Origin of the sequence: Methylobacterium komagatae (genome assembly GCF_042661665.1) — a bacterium.
Taxonomy (GTDB): domain Bacteria; phylum Pseudomonadota; class Alphaproteobacteria; order Rhizobiales; family Beijerinckiaceae; genus Methylobacterium; species Methylobacterium komagatae.
The window spans coordinates 5,185,935-5,200,178 of the sequence record NZ_JBHSWN010000001.1 but is presented as its reverse complement, the minus strand read 5'-3'; the positions used below and the strand labels follow the sequence as shown (position 1 = coordinate 5,200,178).

The following is a 14,244-nucleotide window of genomic DNA, read 5'->3' as shown; positions in this document are numbered from 1 at the left end:
CCGCAAGTCTTGCGTCGGAGCGACGAGATGGCCAGGGTCAAACCACGCTCGCGTCTCGATCCTCCCTATCTTCGGCGGGTGTGGCTCGATCGGAACCGTGTCGCGACGACCGAGGAATATCCGTTCTGTCTGCCGCTGTTCCGGGACCCCGAGTTCGAATTGACCTTCGAACGACCGTTGGCGATTTTCACCGGCGAGAATGGTGTCGGTAAATCGACCTTGCTCGAAGGGATCGCCGCGCTCGCGGGCTTCGACGAAGCGGGTGGCGGCAAGGGCTACCGCGCCGTCGATCACAGCCTGGCGATCGAGGCCATGGGGTCTCGCTTGGGCGATGGCCTCAGGGCGAGTTGGCTCCCCAAAATTACGGACGGATGGTTCTTTCGCTCCGAGAGCTTCTTTTCGGTCGCCCGCTATCTCGACGCGGCCGCCATGGAGGTGGGTGCGGCTCCGCCGGATTTCCTGTCTCATTCACACGGCGAAGGGTTCCTGCGCTTCTTCGAGGAGCGCTGTCGGCGGCGTGGCCTTTTCATCTTCGACGAGCCCGAAGCCGCACTGTCGCCTTCCCGGCAGATCGACTTTCTCAAGATCGTCCTGCGGATGATCGAGGTGGGCAAGGCTCAGGTGATCATGGCAACCCACTCACCGCTGTTGATGGCCTGTCCAGGGGCACAGCTCATGGCGATCAAAAAATACGGCGTGTCGCCGACCAGCCTCGGCGACATCGGGCATTTCCGGCTCTTGCGGGAGTTCTACAGCGACCCGGACTGTTTCATACAGGCGATGCTATCGGAGTAGCGAGCCCTATCGTGCCGCGCCGGGATCGATCGCCGGAAGCTCGCCCGGCGGAAGAGCAGGGGGCCCGCCTGCGCTTGGGCAGAACCGCCAGTGCCACGGGCGCGGTTGGCCAGGGCCACCGTCAGGCGCTCGGCCGCCTCGGGCGACATCACCGCCAGGATCTCCGCCATCTTTCGCGGGTTCATCGCCACCACGAGGGGCACGAGCACGTCGTGGCCGAGGCGATCGAAGACGCGCGCGGCGTCCTTCGGCTTCATCGTCTCGTACATGGTCACGATGCTCTTGAGGCCCTGTTTCTCGGCATCCTCTTTCGCCTTCGCGGCGGCATCGACCTTATCCTCGGCCTTCTTCAAATCGCCGATTCCGGTCTCGATCTTCTTCTCCGCGTCGTCGAGCATCTTCTCGCGCAGGTCGAGTTCATCGCTGCGCTGCTTGAGAACGTTGCTCCGGGCGCCGAGCTTTTCGAGAAGAGCCTTTTCACTCGGAGACATGGGCTCCTGGGCCGGAGGCTGCGCCTTGGGCGGCTCCGCCGGAGGGGCGGACTTCTTGTCGTCCTTCTTCGGCTCGACCGAGCCCGTCGTCTCGGGGTCCGGGATCTCGTAGCCGGTCCGCGCCTTGGCGATGGCGCGGGCGAAACCCGGCAGGCTCGTCTCGGGGAGACTGGCCTGCGACAGGGTCAGCATCTTGAGCACCAGCAAAGCCGCCGCCGACAGGGCCACGGCGTCGATCAGGCGCAGCTTGAACGGGCGCGCGACCTTCTCGCGCGAGCGGTGCAGTGCCGTCTGCGCCTGCTGCTTCAACGTCGCTGCAGGCTTCGCCGCCGTCTTTACAACGGGGGCGGCAGCCTTGGGCGGCGCCTTGATGGCGGGCGCCACGTCCTTGGTCGGCACGCTGCGGCGAGACATCAGGCGGCTCGAGCGCGAACGCGGGCCAGGGCCCGTTCGGTCATGGCAAGCGCGGCGGCGGCCGCAGCGCCCAGGCGCTCGCCATTCGGCCCTTCGGCGACGGCGGGAGCGGGCTTCGACGACGCCTCGACCGTCGGCTCGGGCCGCACCTCGACGGGACGCGGTGCAGCCGGAGCCGTGCGCGCGCCCGTGACGATCGCCGCGATCCGCGAGAGCACGGCTTCACCCGCTTCGACGCCGCCCGCGAGAGTCGTGCTGCAGGTCTGGGCCGACTGGATCCGGTCCGCGAGGGTGCGGTCGCACTCATCGAGGGCGCTACGCAGGCCCGTGATGGCGCGCTCGGCATTATGGGTCGCCACCATGAGATCACCGATGGTGGAACGGAGCGCGGCCTCGTCGCCCTTGAGCTGACCGATGCGCTTCGACAGGCGCAGGGAGGTGATGATCGTCGCCGTCAGCAGGACGGCGACGAGCAGGTCGGCGAAGAGGGTGACGAAGAGACTCATGTCGGCCTACCCGTCCGTGCGGCTGTTCATGGAGGCCTCGTAGGCCTGAAGCGTGGTGCGCGAGCGCCGCAGGGGGCGCGTCACTTGCACCGCGATGTTGCCGTCGACCTTGCCGATCCGCCCCTGCGTCAAGGCCCAGTCGCCGCAGCGCACGGTCACGAGGTCCGAGGGCTTGGCATCGAACATCAGCGTGTCGCCGACCCGCAGCCGCATCACGCGCTTCAGCGGCAGCATCATCTCGTGAAGCACCGCTTCCATGGTGACGTCGGCCTGCCAGATCTCGGTGGCGAGGTGACCCTCCCACACCTGATCGCGGCCGAGCTTCTCACCCATGAAGCTCTGGGTGAGCAATTCACGGATCGGCTCGATCGTGGCGTAGGGAAACAGGATCTGCATCCGCCCGCCGCGCCCGTCGACGTCGAGGCGCAGGCCGATGAGGATCGCCGCGTTGCCGGGCCGGGTGATGGTGGCGAAGCGCGGGTTGGTCTCGATCCGGTCGATGTTGAAGTTCACCGGCGACAGCGGCTGGAAGGACAGCTGCAGGTCGGCGAGGATAATCTCCACGAGTCGCCGCACCAGCGTCATCTCGATGGCGGTGAAAGGCCGTCCGTCGAGTCGGCTCGACGAGCCCCCGCGCTTGCCGCCGAGCAGCAGGTCGAAGGTTGCGTAGGCGAGGTTGGTATCGACCGTGACGAGGCCGGAATTTTCCCACGGATCGGCCTTGAACACCCCGAGCAAGGTCGGCAGCGGGATGGCGTTCACGTAATCGCCGAACCGCACCGAGGTGATGTTGTCGAGAGTGACTTCGACGTTATCCTGGAACAGGTTACGCAGGGACGTCGACAGCAACCGGATCATCCGGTCGAAGACGATTTCCAGCATAGGCAGTCGTTCGTACTGAACGACGCCCGAATCGACGATGGCGCGCACGCCCCCGGCCCCGGAGGCCGAGAGTTCGCGCATGGAGAAGCCCAGGACGCCGTCGATCTCGTCCTGGTTGAGGATGCGGTCGTTGCCGGCGAGTTCGGGGAGGTTGTCGCTCTCCCCGTCCTCGATCATCGTCGCCCATTCGGCGGCGACGTCGCTGGCGTTGCGGGTGGTGCCCTGTTCGGCGAGGGCCGCGCCCCATTCCTCGGCGAGCGACGCGTCGCCGCCCTCAGAGCTCTGCTCAAGCAGGGCCGCCGACCAATCGTCCTCCTCGACCTGATCCTCCGGTTCCATCAGCGCCTCACTGGATGATCAGATCCTTGAACAGCACCGCATCGACCTTGGCCGGATAGACGGCGACGTTCACGCGCTTCAGCAATTCCTCGCGCAGCCTGTACAGACCGGCGGAGCCCGACAGATCGGTGGGGCGGACTTCGCGCATGTAGACCTGCAACGTGTCCTCGATGCGCGGGGCGAGGAGCTTCACATCCTCTTCCAGCTTCGCGTCCTTCACCTCCAAGGACACGCGGAACTTGGCGAATTTCCCCTTGTCCTGGCCGGCATCGGGGCTGAGGTTGATAATCATCTCGCGCAGGTCGACGAAGGCGATAGCCTTCTTCGGTGCGGCGGCGTTGCCGTGGCCTCCACCGCCATGGGCGGATGCAGCAGCCTCGCCGCCCTCGGCCTTGGCTTCGTCGCCCGGGCCGCGCTTCATCATGAAGAAGGCCCCGCCGCCCCCGCCCAGCAGGAGAACGGCCGCGACAGCGCCGATGATGATGAGCTTCTTCTTGCTCTTCGGCGCCGCATCGGCGCCGCCTTCGCCCTGATCGGCGCCCGCCTTTTTGGGCTTCTTGGCCATGGGGCCGTCACTCGCGAAGCTGGTTAAATGGACTTCCCGAAAGGTATCGGCAGATGCGGTTAACGCGCCGTTAAGGAGGCAAATTCTGCCGGGTCGGGTTTGCCGCTAGCACTGATGATCAGGGGCGTCTGATGCGTCTCATGCTGAACAAGTGCTTGACGACAATTATCAAATTGCTCTGCTCCGGACTGGCACGCTGGATGCTGACTGTCCTGGCAACCCCGGCCGTTCGTGGGCCCCAGAGTTCTCCATGCAGAATGCCCTCTTCGTCGGCGTGTCGAGTCAGGTCGCTCTCCAACGCGAACTCGACGTGATCGCCAACAACATGGCGAACGTCTCGACCAACGGCTTCAAGAGCCGCAACAGCCGTTTTCAGGAATATCTGATGCCGGTGGCGCAGGCGGACAGCTTCACCCCGCCCGACCGGCGCATCTCCTACGTGATCGACCAGGGCACGACCCTGAACCTCGACCAGGGCCCGGTGGAGCAGACCGGCAATCCCCTCGACATCGCGGTGAAGGGCAATGCCTTTATCGCCGTGCAGGCGCCCAATGGCGGCGGCGAGCGCTACACCCGCAACGGCGCTCTCACGGTCAACGCCCAGGGCCAGTTGGTGACGAGCGACGGCTACCCCGTCGCGGGCGATGGCGGGCCGATCGCCGTCAATCCGCAGGAGACCGGTCTCTCGATCGGCCCGGACGGCACGGTTTCGACCAATCTCGGCATTCGCGGACGGATCAAGCTCGTGACCTTCGCCAATCCCGGTGCCCTCGTGAACGAGGGGGCCAACCTCTATTCCTCGCCGAGCCCGGCCCGGCCCGCAGGCATCGACGGCCGCGTCGAGTCCGGCGCGCTCGAACGGTCGAACGTCCGCCCCGTCCTCGAAATGACCCGGCTGATGGACGTGAACCGCTCCTACGCGATGGTCACGAGCATGATCTCGCGCATGGATGAGCTTCGCGGCTCGGCCATCTCCAAACTCGCCAACGTGGCCTGAGGTAGCATCCGATGCGCGCGCTCTACTCTGCCGCCACCGGCATGGCGGCCCAGGAACTGAACGTCCAGGTCATCTCGAACAACATCGCGAACCTTCGCACCACTGGCTACAAGCGCCAGCAGGTTCACTTCCAGGATCTGCTCTACCAGAACCTGCGTCGGGCCGGTTCCTCCACCTCGGAGCAGAACACGCAGCTTCCGGCGGGCCTCGCCCTCGGTTCGGGTGTGAAGACCACCTCGACCGCTCGCGTCATGTCGCAGGGTACGCTGACCTCGACGGAGAAGGATTACGACGTCGCCATCCGCGGCGAGGGCTTCTTCCGCGTGACGCTGCCGGATGGGCGCACCGCCTACAGCCGCGACGGTTCGTTCGATCTCTCGGCCTCCGGCCAGCTGGTGACCCGCGACGGCTACCTTGTCGACCCCGCGATCACGGTGCCGAACACGGCGACGTCGGTGACGATCAGCGCCACGGGCGCCGTTCAGGCGACCCTGCCCGGCCAGACTGCACCTCAGGCCTTGGGCCAGTTCCAGCTCTCGCGCTTCGTCAACAAGGTCGGCCTCGAATCCATCGGCGACAACTTGTTCGTCGAGACCGCCGCCTCCGGCCCGGCCATCAGCGGCCTGCCCGGCGCCGAGGGCTTCGGCAACCTGCAGCAAAGCTATCTCGAAGAGGCGAACGTCAACGCCGTCACCGAGATCTCGTCCCTGATCGCGGCCCAGCGCGCCTACGAGATGAACTCGAAGGTCGTGACCGCCGCCGATCAGATGCTCTCCACCACGTCCCAGATGTTCCGCGGCTGATGGCCGGCACGGGATCGATCGCCATGACCACGCCCAACGACTTCGCCCCCTTCCTCAACGACGAGAGCCTGTCGGAACTCGTCCTCAACCCGATCGTGCAGCCGCGCCGCCCGCGCGTCGCGCGGCCCTGCCGGGGTATGATCCTGCGCGCCGCCCTGGCCCTCGTCGTCTTCGTGATCCTCGGCGCGGTCGCGGTGCCCGCCATGGCCGAGACCGCGACCCCCCGCCTTCGTGGCGACGTGACGGCCCGGCAGGATATCCTCACCCTGGGCGATCTCGTAGAGAACGTGCCGCCGACGCTCGCCGCCCGCCCGCTCTTCCGCGCGCCCAACCTCGGCTCGACGGGCACCATCCAGTCCCGCCGCATCGCGGAGGCAGCCGCCGCCCTCGGTCTCGGCCCGGTCGAGACCGGCGGCCGTATCCAGATCGCCGTGCAGCGCGCCGCCCGCCGGATCGGCCCCGCCGAGATCGAGGTGGCGCTCAAGCGCGGCCTGGAGACCACCTACGGTCTCGACACCGACATGACCACGATCCGCCTCGACGGCGAGGCGCCGACGATGCTCGCCCCGGTCGATTTGGCGGGGCAGGTGAGCGCCATCGACCTCGTCTACGATCCCCGTACCCACCGGGTCTCGGCTATGGTGAGCCTTGGCGACCGTCAGGCGTCGCTGCGTGTGTCCGGCATCGTGGTCGAGATGCGGGACGTGGCGGTGCTGACCCGCGCGCTGTCGCGCGGCGAACCGGTCCGCGAAGGCGACCTCGCCCTGGAGAAGCGCCCGCGCGACGGCATCAGCCAGGACACCCAATCGTCTATCACCGCCGCGATCGGTGAAGTCGCCCAACGCGGCCTGCCCGCGGGCTACGCTCTGCGCGAAGGCGATACTGCCAAGCCCGACCTCGTGGCGCGGGGAGAGACGGTGACCATCGTCTATTCCACACCCGGCATCAGCCTCTCGATGCGCGGCCTTGCCAACGATAGCGGCCGGATGGGCGCCGTCGTGAACGTGGTTAACGTTGCGTCAAAGAAGGTCCTGCAAGCTACGGTCATCGGCCCCGGCCGCGTCTCTGTCGGACCCGGCGGCGGCCCGCAGCTTCAGGCCAGTGCCGCCACGACAGCCCTGCGCTGATTGCCCGTTTCGCGTCGAGGAGTTCCGCCGATGCGCCTGATCGTCCGTCTCACCACCGTGGCGCTGCCGCTCGCGCTCGGCGCCTGCAACACGGCCGACCGCCTCTCCAACATCGGCGCCACCCCGGCCCTTTCGGCCATCCAGGATCCAACGGCTCAGCCCGGCTACAAGCCGGTGCGGATGCCGATGCCGGACGTGCAGCCGGTCTCCTACGCGCCGAACTCCCTGTGGCGCACGGGCTCGCGCGCCTTTTTCAAGGATCAGCGCGCGGCCAAGGTCGGCGACGTCCTCACCGTCAACGTCATCGTGACGGACAAGGCTAACATCAGCAACGAGACCAAGCGGTCCCGCGCCAACACCGAGAGCTTTGGCCTGCCGAACGCCGTCGGGCTTGAGAACACCACGGCCGGTAAGGCGGCGGGCGTTGGCGGAAGCGCGCTCCTCAGCGCAACCTCCTCTACCGCGAATGACGGCGCGGGCTCGGTCCAGCGCGCGGAGCAGGTCACCACGAACGTAGCGGCGGTCGTCACACAGGTGCTGCCGAACGGCAACCTCGTCGTGGAGGGCAAGCAGGAGATCCGCATCAACTTCGAGGTGCGCGAACTGGTCGTGGCGGGCGTGGTGCGGCCGGAGGACATCGCCGCCGACAACACCATCGATTCCACAAAGATCGCCGAGGCGCGCATCGCCTATGGCGGACGCGGCCAGATCACCGACGTGCAGCAGCCGCGCTACGGACAGCAACTCGTCGATATCCTGCTGCCGTTCTAGGGCCGAGCCTCAGAAAAGCGCGACCAGCGCGACGCCCGCGATCATCAGGACGGCGCCCGCCATCCGCCAAATGCTTGCCGGGTGGACCGGAAACCCGACCCATCCGAAGTGATCGAGACCGATGGAGCAGACGACGCCCACGGTCACGATGATGCCGAGGAAGGACGCTGCCCCGATGGAAGGCGAGGCATAGAGCTGGGCGAGGATCAGCAGCACGCTGAAGAATCCGCCGAACCACGCCCACCACGGAACGGCGGACAGTTGCTGGCCTGTCGGCACTTCGAGCTTTCCGAGGGCCAAGCCCCCGGCGAGCAACAGGCTGCTACTGATGAGCAGCGTGATGAGGCCCGCCGTGATCGGCAAGCCAAGCGACTTCGAGAGAGTCGCGTTCTGTCCGGGCTGGATCGCGTTCGCAATGCCGGCGAGGACCGTCAGGCCATAGAGGAAGATCATGACCGGCAAGTGCGGCGGCGACCGGCCAAGCTCCGTGGGAAAACCGGTGCGCGAGGTTCTGCCGCACCGGGTGGCTTCCCCTTAGGCGGGCTCCTCTGGCTCTGGCCCTCGCGTGGCGTCGAGGCCACTGCTGGTGCCGGGGAGGGGACCCGTCTTCACCGGGGCTCCGGTGCGAGCCGATTCATAGATCGCCTCCATCAGGATCTGATCCTGCAGCCCCTCCTCACCGGGCGTGCGGGGCCTGACGTTCTCCTGGATGCAGCGGGAGAAGTGATCGATCTCCAGGGCGAACTGGTTCTTGTGCGAGAGGATTTTCTCGTCGCGAGCCTCACTCTTGCCCTCGGCTCGGCCGACGAACAACCTCTGCCCGCGATAGGCGAAGGCGTTCTGCAGATCGAAGGCGCCGGCCGAGGTATGGACGGTCAGCGCCCGCGACTCGTGCACACCGTAGCTCGTCATGCATTGCGCGATCACGCCGGAGGGGAAGCGGAGGGTGAAGCTCACCGTCTCCTCGACCTCCTTGAATTTCGGGTCGTCGGACGGCGAATGCACGATGGCCTGAACCGAATCCGGCTCCTCGCCGAGCAGCGCCCGCGTGCCGTTGAGACAGTACAGCCCGATATCGGGGAGGGCACCGCCGCCCGCCAGGGCCTTCTTGAGCCGCCATTGCTCGGGCAACCCGGTGGTCTGCCCGTTGAACGCCTGGATCAGCCGCGCCTTGCCGAGGCTCCCCCGCGCACGGCCTTCACAAGCGCCCGGTTGAACGGCTCGTACTGGCAGCGATAGGCGATCATGAGCTTCACGCCCGCCTTGGCGCAGGCGTCGATCATGTCCCGGCATTCCTGCGATGCCACCGCCATCGGCTTCTCGCACAGCACGTTCTTGCCGACACCCGCCGCCGCCAGGACGTTCTCCCGGTGAACCGCGTTCGGCGTCACGATATAGACTGCCTGAATGTCGGGATTCTGTTTGAGCTTGTCCCAGTCACCGTAGCCGTAGACCGCCTCGTCGGGCACCCCGTATTGGCGGGCGACGAGGCGAGCTTTGTCCGGACTGCCCGACATCAGCGCGACGAGGCGCGAACGCTTGGTCTCTCCGAAGGCCGGAAGGATCTCATCGAGGCTGAGACGACCCAGGCCAACGATGCAATAGCCGACGCGCTGGGACGGGGGCTGGGGCGCCGGGCTTGGCGCGGGGGTTGGATCACCGGCTCCGCGCCAGTTCGGAAACAACACCCGGTTACCCTGCACGGCGCCGGTATCGGCTGGAACGGCCGGGCCGGGCGTGGCCGCCTCGGCGCTGCGTGTGCCGCCGAGGGCCGCGCCGGCAAGCGCGCCTCCAACCGCAAGAAGGCTACGCCGGGAAAAGCGATCGTCGTCCGCCATGGGGCTCCGCTCGTCGGATTCGGGCTTCGGGAACCCCTCCCACGGAGAGGCGGTTCCGGCCCGCGACGGATGCCCTCAGTGCAGCGAGCCCTTCGGCGAAGCGAAAGACACCTCGCCGGGCCCCACATCCACCGTCTTCCGCTGGGGCGGGGTAGGAGCGGCTTCGACAGCTTCGAAGTGTAGCCCCACCGAGTCGCCGTCGCGCCATACAATCCGCGCCTCGCGGCATTCGCCTCGGATCGGAACGCGGAGGATCACCCGCTCGGGCAGGATCGATCCCTCCGCGATCCTGATCCGTGCGCCCGTCAACGACACATTGCGGATCGTGCAGGCAATCTCCGGCAGGAACGCTGCCGTTTCGATCAGGCCGCCGAGGAGGACCCGGCGGCGTTCGACGTCTCTGCGCTCTTTCAAAGCCAATCCTCACGACCCCGTGAGCATCGGTAACGTATCATTGACTATTAGGCTGCCCTTTATCTGACCCTTCTTGGGTCATGCTTAATGCGAGGGAGGCCCGGTCGGCGGATCATTGACTTCGACCTCGCCACGTTGCTGCAATTGCAGGGCGACGAACCAGCAGAGCGACGCCCAGGCCGCACCGACGCACCATCCGGCGACGACGTCGCTCGGCCAGTGGACGCCGAGATAGATCCGGCTGATCCCGACGAGCACCGTGATCCCGACGCCGAGCACGAGCACCAGGGCCTTCACCCGGCGGTTGCGATCGACGCGGGCCAGCAGGATCGCGAGGGTCAGGTACGCGATGGCCGACATCATGGCGTGGCCGCTGGGGAAGCTGGCGGTGAAGACCTCCATGCCGTGCGGCACCAGATCCGGCCGCGGCCGATGGTAGAAGTGCTTGAGCACGGTGGAGACCAACTCGCCGCTGCCGACTGCGGCTAGGACATAGAAGCCGATCCGACGCCGGTTCGTCAGGACGAGATAGGCGGACACGGCGCAGGTGACGAACACCACCGTGAATACGCTGCCGAGGCCGGTGATGTCCCGCATCGTTTCTTCGAGCCAGGGGGGCCCGATCGGGTCCGACAGATCGGCGGGATTGCGCAGGGCGAGCAGAATACGCCGATCGAGCGCCTCGGTTGAGCCCTCGCCGACCTCATGCGCCAGGGCGAAGAAGCCGTAGCCGAGGGTGCTCAGGCAGAGTAGGGCGACCAGCGGCCCCACCTCGTTGAGGCGCAGCCAGAACCAGACGGCCGTCGCCCGTCCGGTAATCGGATTATGCGTCACCGCCCTCGGGACCCTCATCGCATCCATCTCCCACCGAGCATCAGGCATTATCCCCGAACGGGATACGCGCCACCCGGTCCCAAGGCCCGCCGAGATAGCGCCACAGCAACAGGGCCGGAGCGGTAAAGCGGAACGGTTCGAAACCCGCCTCCAGGTTCTCGTGCAACGCACGGGCGACCTGCGGTGCGACCTTGTTCTGCACGGTAACGTGCGGACGCCAGCCCTGACTGTCCTGCGCGGTGAGATCGGCGGCGAATTCCTTCGCGAGCCTTCCCCGAAACGTCGCTAAAGGCTCTGAATCGAGCACGTAAGCGACGCCACGGCCGATGAACCGCAATCCCGTCACCGCGACGTCCGGCGGCGGCAAGGTGCGGGCGAGGGCGGTGATCGTCTCCAGCACGGCGCGTTCCCTGTCGCCGGGAAGATGGTGGAACAGCGTGGCATGGGCCGGGATGTGATTCAGCGCCTCCGGGAAATGGCGGCGGCGCTCGCCGTTAAAGCGAGCAAAGGTCGCCTCATCGAAGGCGAGGGTGAGGATCAGGGGGGCGGCTCTTGCATCAACGGCGAGATGGCGCCGTCCGGGCCAAGGTCCAGCCTAGGCGTGCTGCGCGAGGGCGGCTAATGCTCCCGCGATGGCCGAAACGGACAAGTCCCATGTGCATCTCGGCCGCGACGGCTGGCTCTTCCTCATCGGCGGCAGCAACCGCGTCATGGACCGCTATCGCGGACCACTCGCCCAATGGTGGCTCCTCCGGCGCTGGTCTCGCCTGATCGCTGCCCGCGCGGCGCGCGCCGAGCGGCTCGGCATCCGGTACCTGCACGTGGTCGTGCCGGAGAAGCTGTCGGTCTACGACCATCTGACGGACGGGCTACGCTACGTGCCCGGCCATTCCTCGGCCCGGCAGTTGGCGAAGCGTCTCGGCCGCAGCGCTGCCTATCTCGACCTGCTGGCGCCGCTCCGCGCGGCGCGCGATGAGGGCTGCGCCGCTCTACCTGCGCACCGATTCCCACTGGTCCCTCGAAGGGTGCCTCGTCGCCTACCGGGCCATCATGCGGGCATTGAGCGCGACGCCGCCCGCCGACATCGCCACACGGCCGAGGGTGTGCGAGCCGGTGGTGATGGATCTCGGCGAGAAGCTGCCCAACCCGCCGCTCGAGGATGTGGAGCGCATGGCGATCCTGCGGGATGCGCAGCGGGTCGAAACCGGCGCGCTGCTCGCTGCTTATGAGGCGAGGGGGCGCGCGGCGGAACTGCATACCGGCGCGCATGTCATCTATCGTAACGAGGCGGCAACGGCCGATCCGCGTTGCCTCGTCCTCTTCGGCGACAGCTCGGCCCACTTTGCGCCGTTCCTGCTCACGGGCCTGCTCGCCGAGAGTTTTCGTGAGGTCCACTTCGTGTGGTCCTCAAGCCTCGACTGGTCCTACATTGAGGCGGTGAAGCCCGACATCCTGCTCTACGAATTGGCGGAGCGGTTTCTGGCCCGGGTCCCGGACGACCGCTACGACATCGCCACCGCTGCCCGCCGGGTCGTGCAGGATCAGTAGAGCGACGGATCGATCATCGCGAAGTCGCTCGACTGATGATCGAGCAGCATCGAGGCTGGCGCGAGGGACGCGCCGATCAACAGAAAGAGGATGGTCGCGAAACAGGCCAGCGTGGCGGTGACGACATCCGCATGCCGCCGTAGCGCATGGATCGCGATGCAGCCGAGCGTGAAGACCGCTGCTTCCGCCACGGGTACAAGCGCGAGGGTCATCGCGATACTCCTCATCCATCAAGGTGTGGTGCGAAGCCGATGCCGCATCCGCTTCTGAACCCTGTCTGCCGCGCTTTGTTGCACTGCAACAGAGGCTGGCGTGCAAGCCAGACCTGCGCCGGGCGGATCGCGCGTCCGTGTCTCGACGGAACTGTCGCCGTGCCTAGATCAAGAGAAACAATCCGAATCCCCACGGGAGGTTCACGCAACGCCATGAAGGCTTCATTTCGCCTCGCCCTCATCTGCCCCGCCTTCGCCGCCCTCGGCATCCAGGGCGCTTCGGCCCAGACCGCCCTCAAGCTCGAAGGGGTATGCGAGTCGCTGGTCGTGGCAGGCAAGGATGTCAGCGCGCAATGCGGTCCGGTCCTGACCAACGGCGTGGCCCGCAACCGCACGACCTTCGACTTCGCCACCAAGGACGGGCAGGTCGTCAGCTTCTCCGGTAACGGCGCTCAGCAGGAGGCCACGGAGGAAACCGACCCGCTTCAGCCGATCAACGTCGTGACGGAGAGCAAGGCCGGAAGCGACGTCGGGGCGCCGGTGCTCGCCATCGGTGCCTGCCGCTTCTCGACGCCCGAACCCGGCCGCACCTCGATCGCGTGTGAGGCCAAGACGGGCGACGGGAAGGTCTATTCCGGCACCTTCGTCACCGCCGCGAAAGCGGCCCAGGCGGCGCCCGCCCGCTGATCAGCCGGGCAACCGGGCGTGGACAACCGCGAAGCATCCGCGCAGCGGGCTGGTCATGTCCGCCTTCGAGCCCCATCTAGCAGGCTTCACGGGAAAAGTTCCGAAGCCAGATCGATGCTCAACGACACCAGCGCCGGGGGCGCTTCCGGCGACCTCGTCAGGGATACCACGACGGCCTCCTTCCGGCAGGACGTCATCGCCGAATCCATGAACCGCCCGGTCCTCGTGGACTTCTGGGCGCCGTGGTGCGGGCCGTGCAAGCAACTGACCCCCGTGCTGGAAAAGGCTGTCAACGCCGCCGCGGGTAAGGTCGTGCTGGCGAAGATGAACATCGACGAGCACCCCTCCATCGCGGGGCAGCTCGGCATCCAGTCGATCCCGGCGGTCATCGCCTTCGACAAGGGTCGCCCCGTCGACGGCTTCATGGGCGCGGTGCCCGAAAGTCAGATCAAGGAATTCATCGAACGGCTCGCTGGTCCGGGTGGCCCGTCGCCGATCGAGGCGGCGTTGGAAGAGGCCGCCTCCCTGGTCGAGGCCGGGGATCTCGCGGGTGCATCCGAAATCTACGCGGCGGTGCTGGAGCAGGAGCCCGACAACGTCACCGCGCTGGCGGGCTTCGCCAAGCTGCAACTCGACGCGGGCGAGATCGAGAACGCCAAGCGCGTCCTCGCCATGGTGCCGGAAGAGAAGGCGAACGATCCCGCCCTGGCGGGAATTCGCGCCGCGCTGGAACTCGCGGAACAGGCCGCCTCGCTCGGCGACCTCGCTGGGCTGCAGAAGGCGATCGACGCCAACCCGGACGATCATCAGGCCCGGTTCGATCTGGCGCTCGGCCTCGCGGCCCGCAATCAACGCGAACAGGCGGTCGATCACCTGATCGAGCTCCACAAACGCGAAAAGACATGGAACGAGGAGGCCGCGCGCAAGCAGCTTCTTCAGTTCTTCGAGGCTTGGGGCGTGATGGACCCCGACACGATCCGCGGCCGGCGCAAGCTTTCGGCCTTGCTGTTCTCGTAGCGCA

15 protein-coding genes and 3 pseudogenes are annotated in these 14,244 nt (G+C 66.8%); 8 read left to right on the top strand and 10 right to left on the bottom strand.

Going from position 1 to position 14,244, the window contains the following annotated elements:
* Positions 1–27 precede the first annotated feature (27 nt).
* On the top strand, positions 28–795 hold the full coding sequence (locus tag ACFQE0_RS25580; protein WP_378974687.1) for an AAA family ATPase: 768 nt from the start codon (positions 28–30) through the stop codon (positions 793–795).
* Between the two features lie 6 nt (positions 796–801).
* Here ACFQE0_RS25580 and ACFQE0_RS25575 read toward each other — a convergent pair.
* The 4 genes and pseudogenes from ACFQE0_RS25575 to fliL form a co-directional block, all read right to left on the bottom strand.
* Positions 802–1,478, bottom strand: a pseudogene (locus ACFQE0_RS25575) (MotE family protein).
* Between the two features lie 221 nt (positions 1,479–1,699).
* The gene (locus ACFQE0_RS25570; protein ID WP_378974684.1) at positions 1,700–2,206 is read right to left on the bottom strand and encodes a DUF6468 domain-containing protein; all 507 of its coding nucleotides are present in this window, start codon (positions 2,204–2,206) and stop codon (positions 1,700–1,702) included.
* Between the two features lie 6 nt (positions 2,207–2,212).
* Positions 2,213–3,427 carry a flagellar motor switch protein FliM gene (gene fliM / locus ACFQE0_RS25565; RefSeq protein ID WP_378974682.1) on the bottom strand — a complete coding sequence of 405 codons (1,215 nt, stop codon included), beginning with the start codon at positions 3,425–3,427 and terminating at the stop codon, positions 2,213–2,215.
* A 7-nt stretch (positions 3,428–3,434) separates the two neighbouring features.
* Complete coding sequence (gene fliL, locus ACFQE0_RS25560) at positions 3,435–3,992, bottom strand: flagellar basal body-associated protein FliL (protein WP_378974679.1); 558 nt, start codon at positions 3,990–3,992, stop codon at positions 3,435–3,437.
* Positions 3,993–4,242: 250 nt separating this feature from the next.
* Here fliL and flgF point away from each other — a divergent pair, with 250 nt between their 5' ends.
* From flgF to flgH, 4 genes are read left to right on the top strand one after another with little or no spacing between them, the layout of a single operon-like run.
* Positions 4,243–4,989 carry a flagellar basal-body rod protein FlgF gene (flgF, locus tag ACFQE0_RS25555; protein WP_378974677.1) on the top strand — a complete coding sequence of 249 codons (747 nt, stop codon included), beginning with the start codon at positions 4,243–4,245 and terminating at the stop codon, positions 4,987–4,989.
* An 11-nt stretch (positions 4,990–5,000) separates the two neighbouring features.
* Positions 5,001–5,792: a flagellar basal-body rod protein FlgG gene (gene flgG, locus ACFQE0_RS25550; protein WP_378974675.1), complete on the top strand. Its 792-nt coding sequence runs from the start codon at positions 5,001–5,003 to the stop codon at positions 5,790–5,792.
* 23 nt (positions 5,793–5,815) lie between these two features.
* The gene (gene flgA / locus ACFQE0_RS25545; RefSeq protein ID WP_378974673.1) at positions 5,816–6,919 is read left to right on the top strand and encodes a flagellar basal body P-ring formation chaperone FlgA; all 1,104 of its coding nucleotides are present in this window, start codon (positions 5,816–5,818) and stop codon (positions 6,917–6,919) included.
* A gap of 30 nt (positions 6,920–6,949) precedes the next feature.
* On the top strand, positions 6,950–7,690 hold the full coding sequence (flgH, locus tag ACFQE0_RS25540) for a flagellar basal body L-ring protein FlgH (protein WP_378974671.1): 741 nt from the start codon (positions 6,950–6,952) through the stop codon (positions 7,688–7,690).
* 9 nt (positions 7,691–7,699) lie between these two features.
* Here flgH and ACFQE0_RS25535 read toward each other — a convergent pair whose 3' ends face one another.
* The 5 genes and pseudogenes from ACFQE0_RS25535 to ACFQE0_RS25515 all read right to left on the bottom strand — a co-directional run bounded on the left by ACFQE0_RS25535 (position 7,700) and on the right by ACFQE0_RS25515 (position 11,317).
* Positions 7,700–8,143, bottom strand: a complete 444-nt coding sequence (locus tag ACFQE0_RS25535; RefSeq protein ID WP_378974669.1) for a DMT family transporter — start codon at positions 8,141–8,143, stop codon at positions 7,700–7,702.
* An 81-nt stretch (positions 8,144–8,224) separates the two neighbouring features.
* A pseudogene (locus tag ACFQE0_RS25530) lies at positions 8,225–9,528 on the bottom strand (Gfo/Idh/MocA family protein).
* A 75-nt stretch (positions 9,529–9,603) separates the two neighbouring features.
* A complete protein-coding gene (locus tag ACFQE0_RS25525) occupies positions 9,604–9,942 on the bottom strand; it encodes a PilZ domain-containing protein (protein WP_378974667.1) in 339 nt (112 codons plus the stop codon).
* Between the two features lie 84 nt (positions 9,943–10,026).
* Positions 10,027–10,794, bottom strand: coding sequence for a phosphatase PAP2 family protein (locus ACFQE0_RS25520; protein ID WP_378974665.1), 768 nt, complete (start codon positions 10,792–10,794; stop codon positions 10,027–10,029).
* Positions 10,795–10,816: 22 nt separating this feature from the next.
* Entirely contained in the window at positions 10,817–11,317 is a 501-nt protein-coding gene (locus tag ACFQE0_RS25515; RefSeq protein WP_378975703.1) for a 2'-5' RNA ligase family protein, read from the bottom strand.
* 91 nt (positions 11,318–11,408) lie between these two features.
* Between ACFQE0_RS25515 and ACFQE0_RS25510 the strand changes: the two are divergent.
* Positions 11,409–12,324: pseudogene (locus ACFQE0_RS25510) on the top strand (alginate O-acetyltransferase AlgX-related protein).
* On the opposite strand, the gene ACFQE0_RS25505 reads toward ACFQE0_RS25510, so the two are convergent.
* A complete protein-coding gene (locus ACFQE0_RS25505) occupies positions 12,318–12,536 on the bottom strand; it encodes a hypothetical protein (protein WP_378974663.1) in 219 nt (72 codons plus the stop codon). The pseudogene ACFQE0_RS25510 and the gene ACFQE0_RS25505 sit on opposite strands and share 7 nt — an antisense overlap.
* Before the next feature lie 213 nt (positions 12,537–12,749).
* Between ACFQE0_RS25505 and ACFQE0_RS25500 the strand changes: the two genes are divergently transcribed.
* Both ACFQE0_RS25500 and trxA read left to right on the top strand, forming a co-directional pair.
* Positions 12,750–13,223 carry a hypothetical protein gene (locus ACFQE0_RS25500; RefSeq protein WP_378974661.1) on the top strand — a complete coding sequence of 158 codons (474 nt, stop codon included), beginning with the start codon at positions 12,750–12,752 and terminating at the stop codon, positions 13,221–13,223.
* Between the two features lie 114 nt (positions 13,224–13,337).
* The gene (trxA, locus tag ACFQE0_RS25495; protein WP_378974658.1) at positions 13,338–14,240 is read left to right on the top strand and encodes a thioredoxin; all 903 of its coding nucleotides are present in this window, start codon (positions 13,338–13,340) and stop codon (positions 14,238–14,240) included.
* The last annotated feature ends 4 nt before the right edge of the window (positions 14,241–14,244 follow it).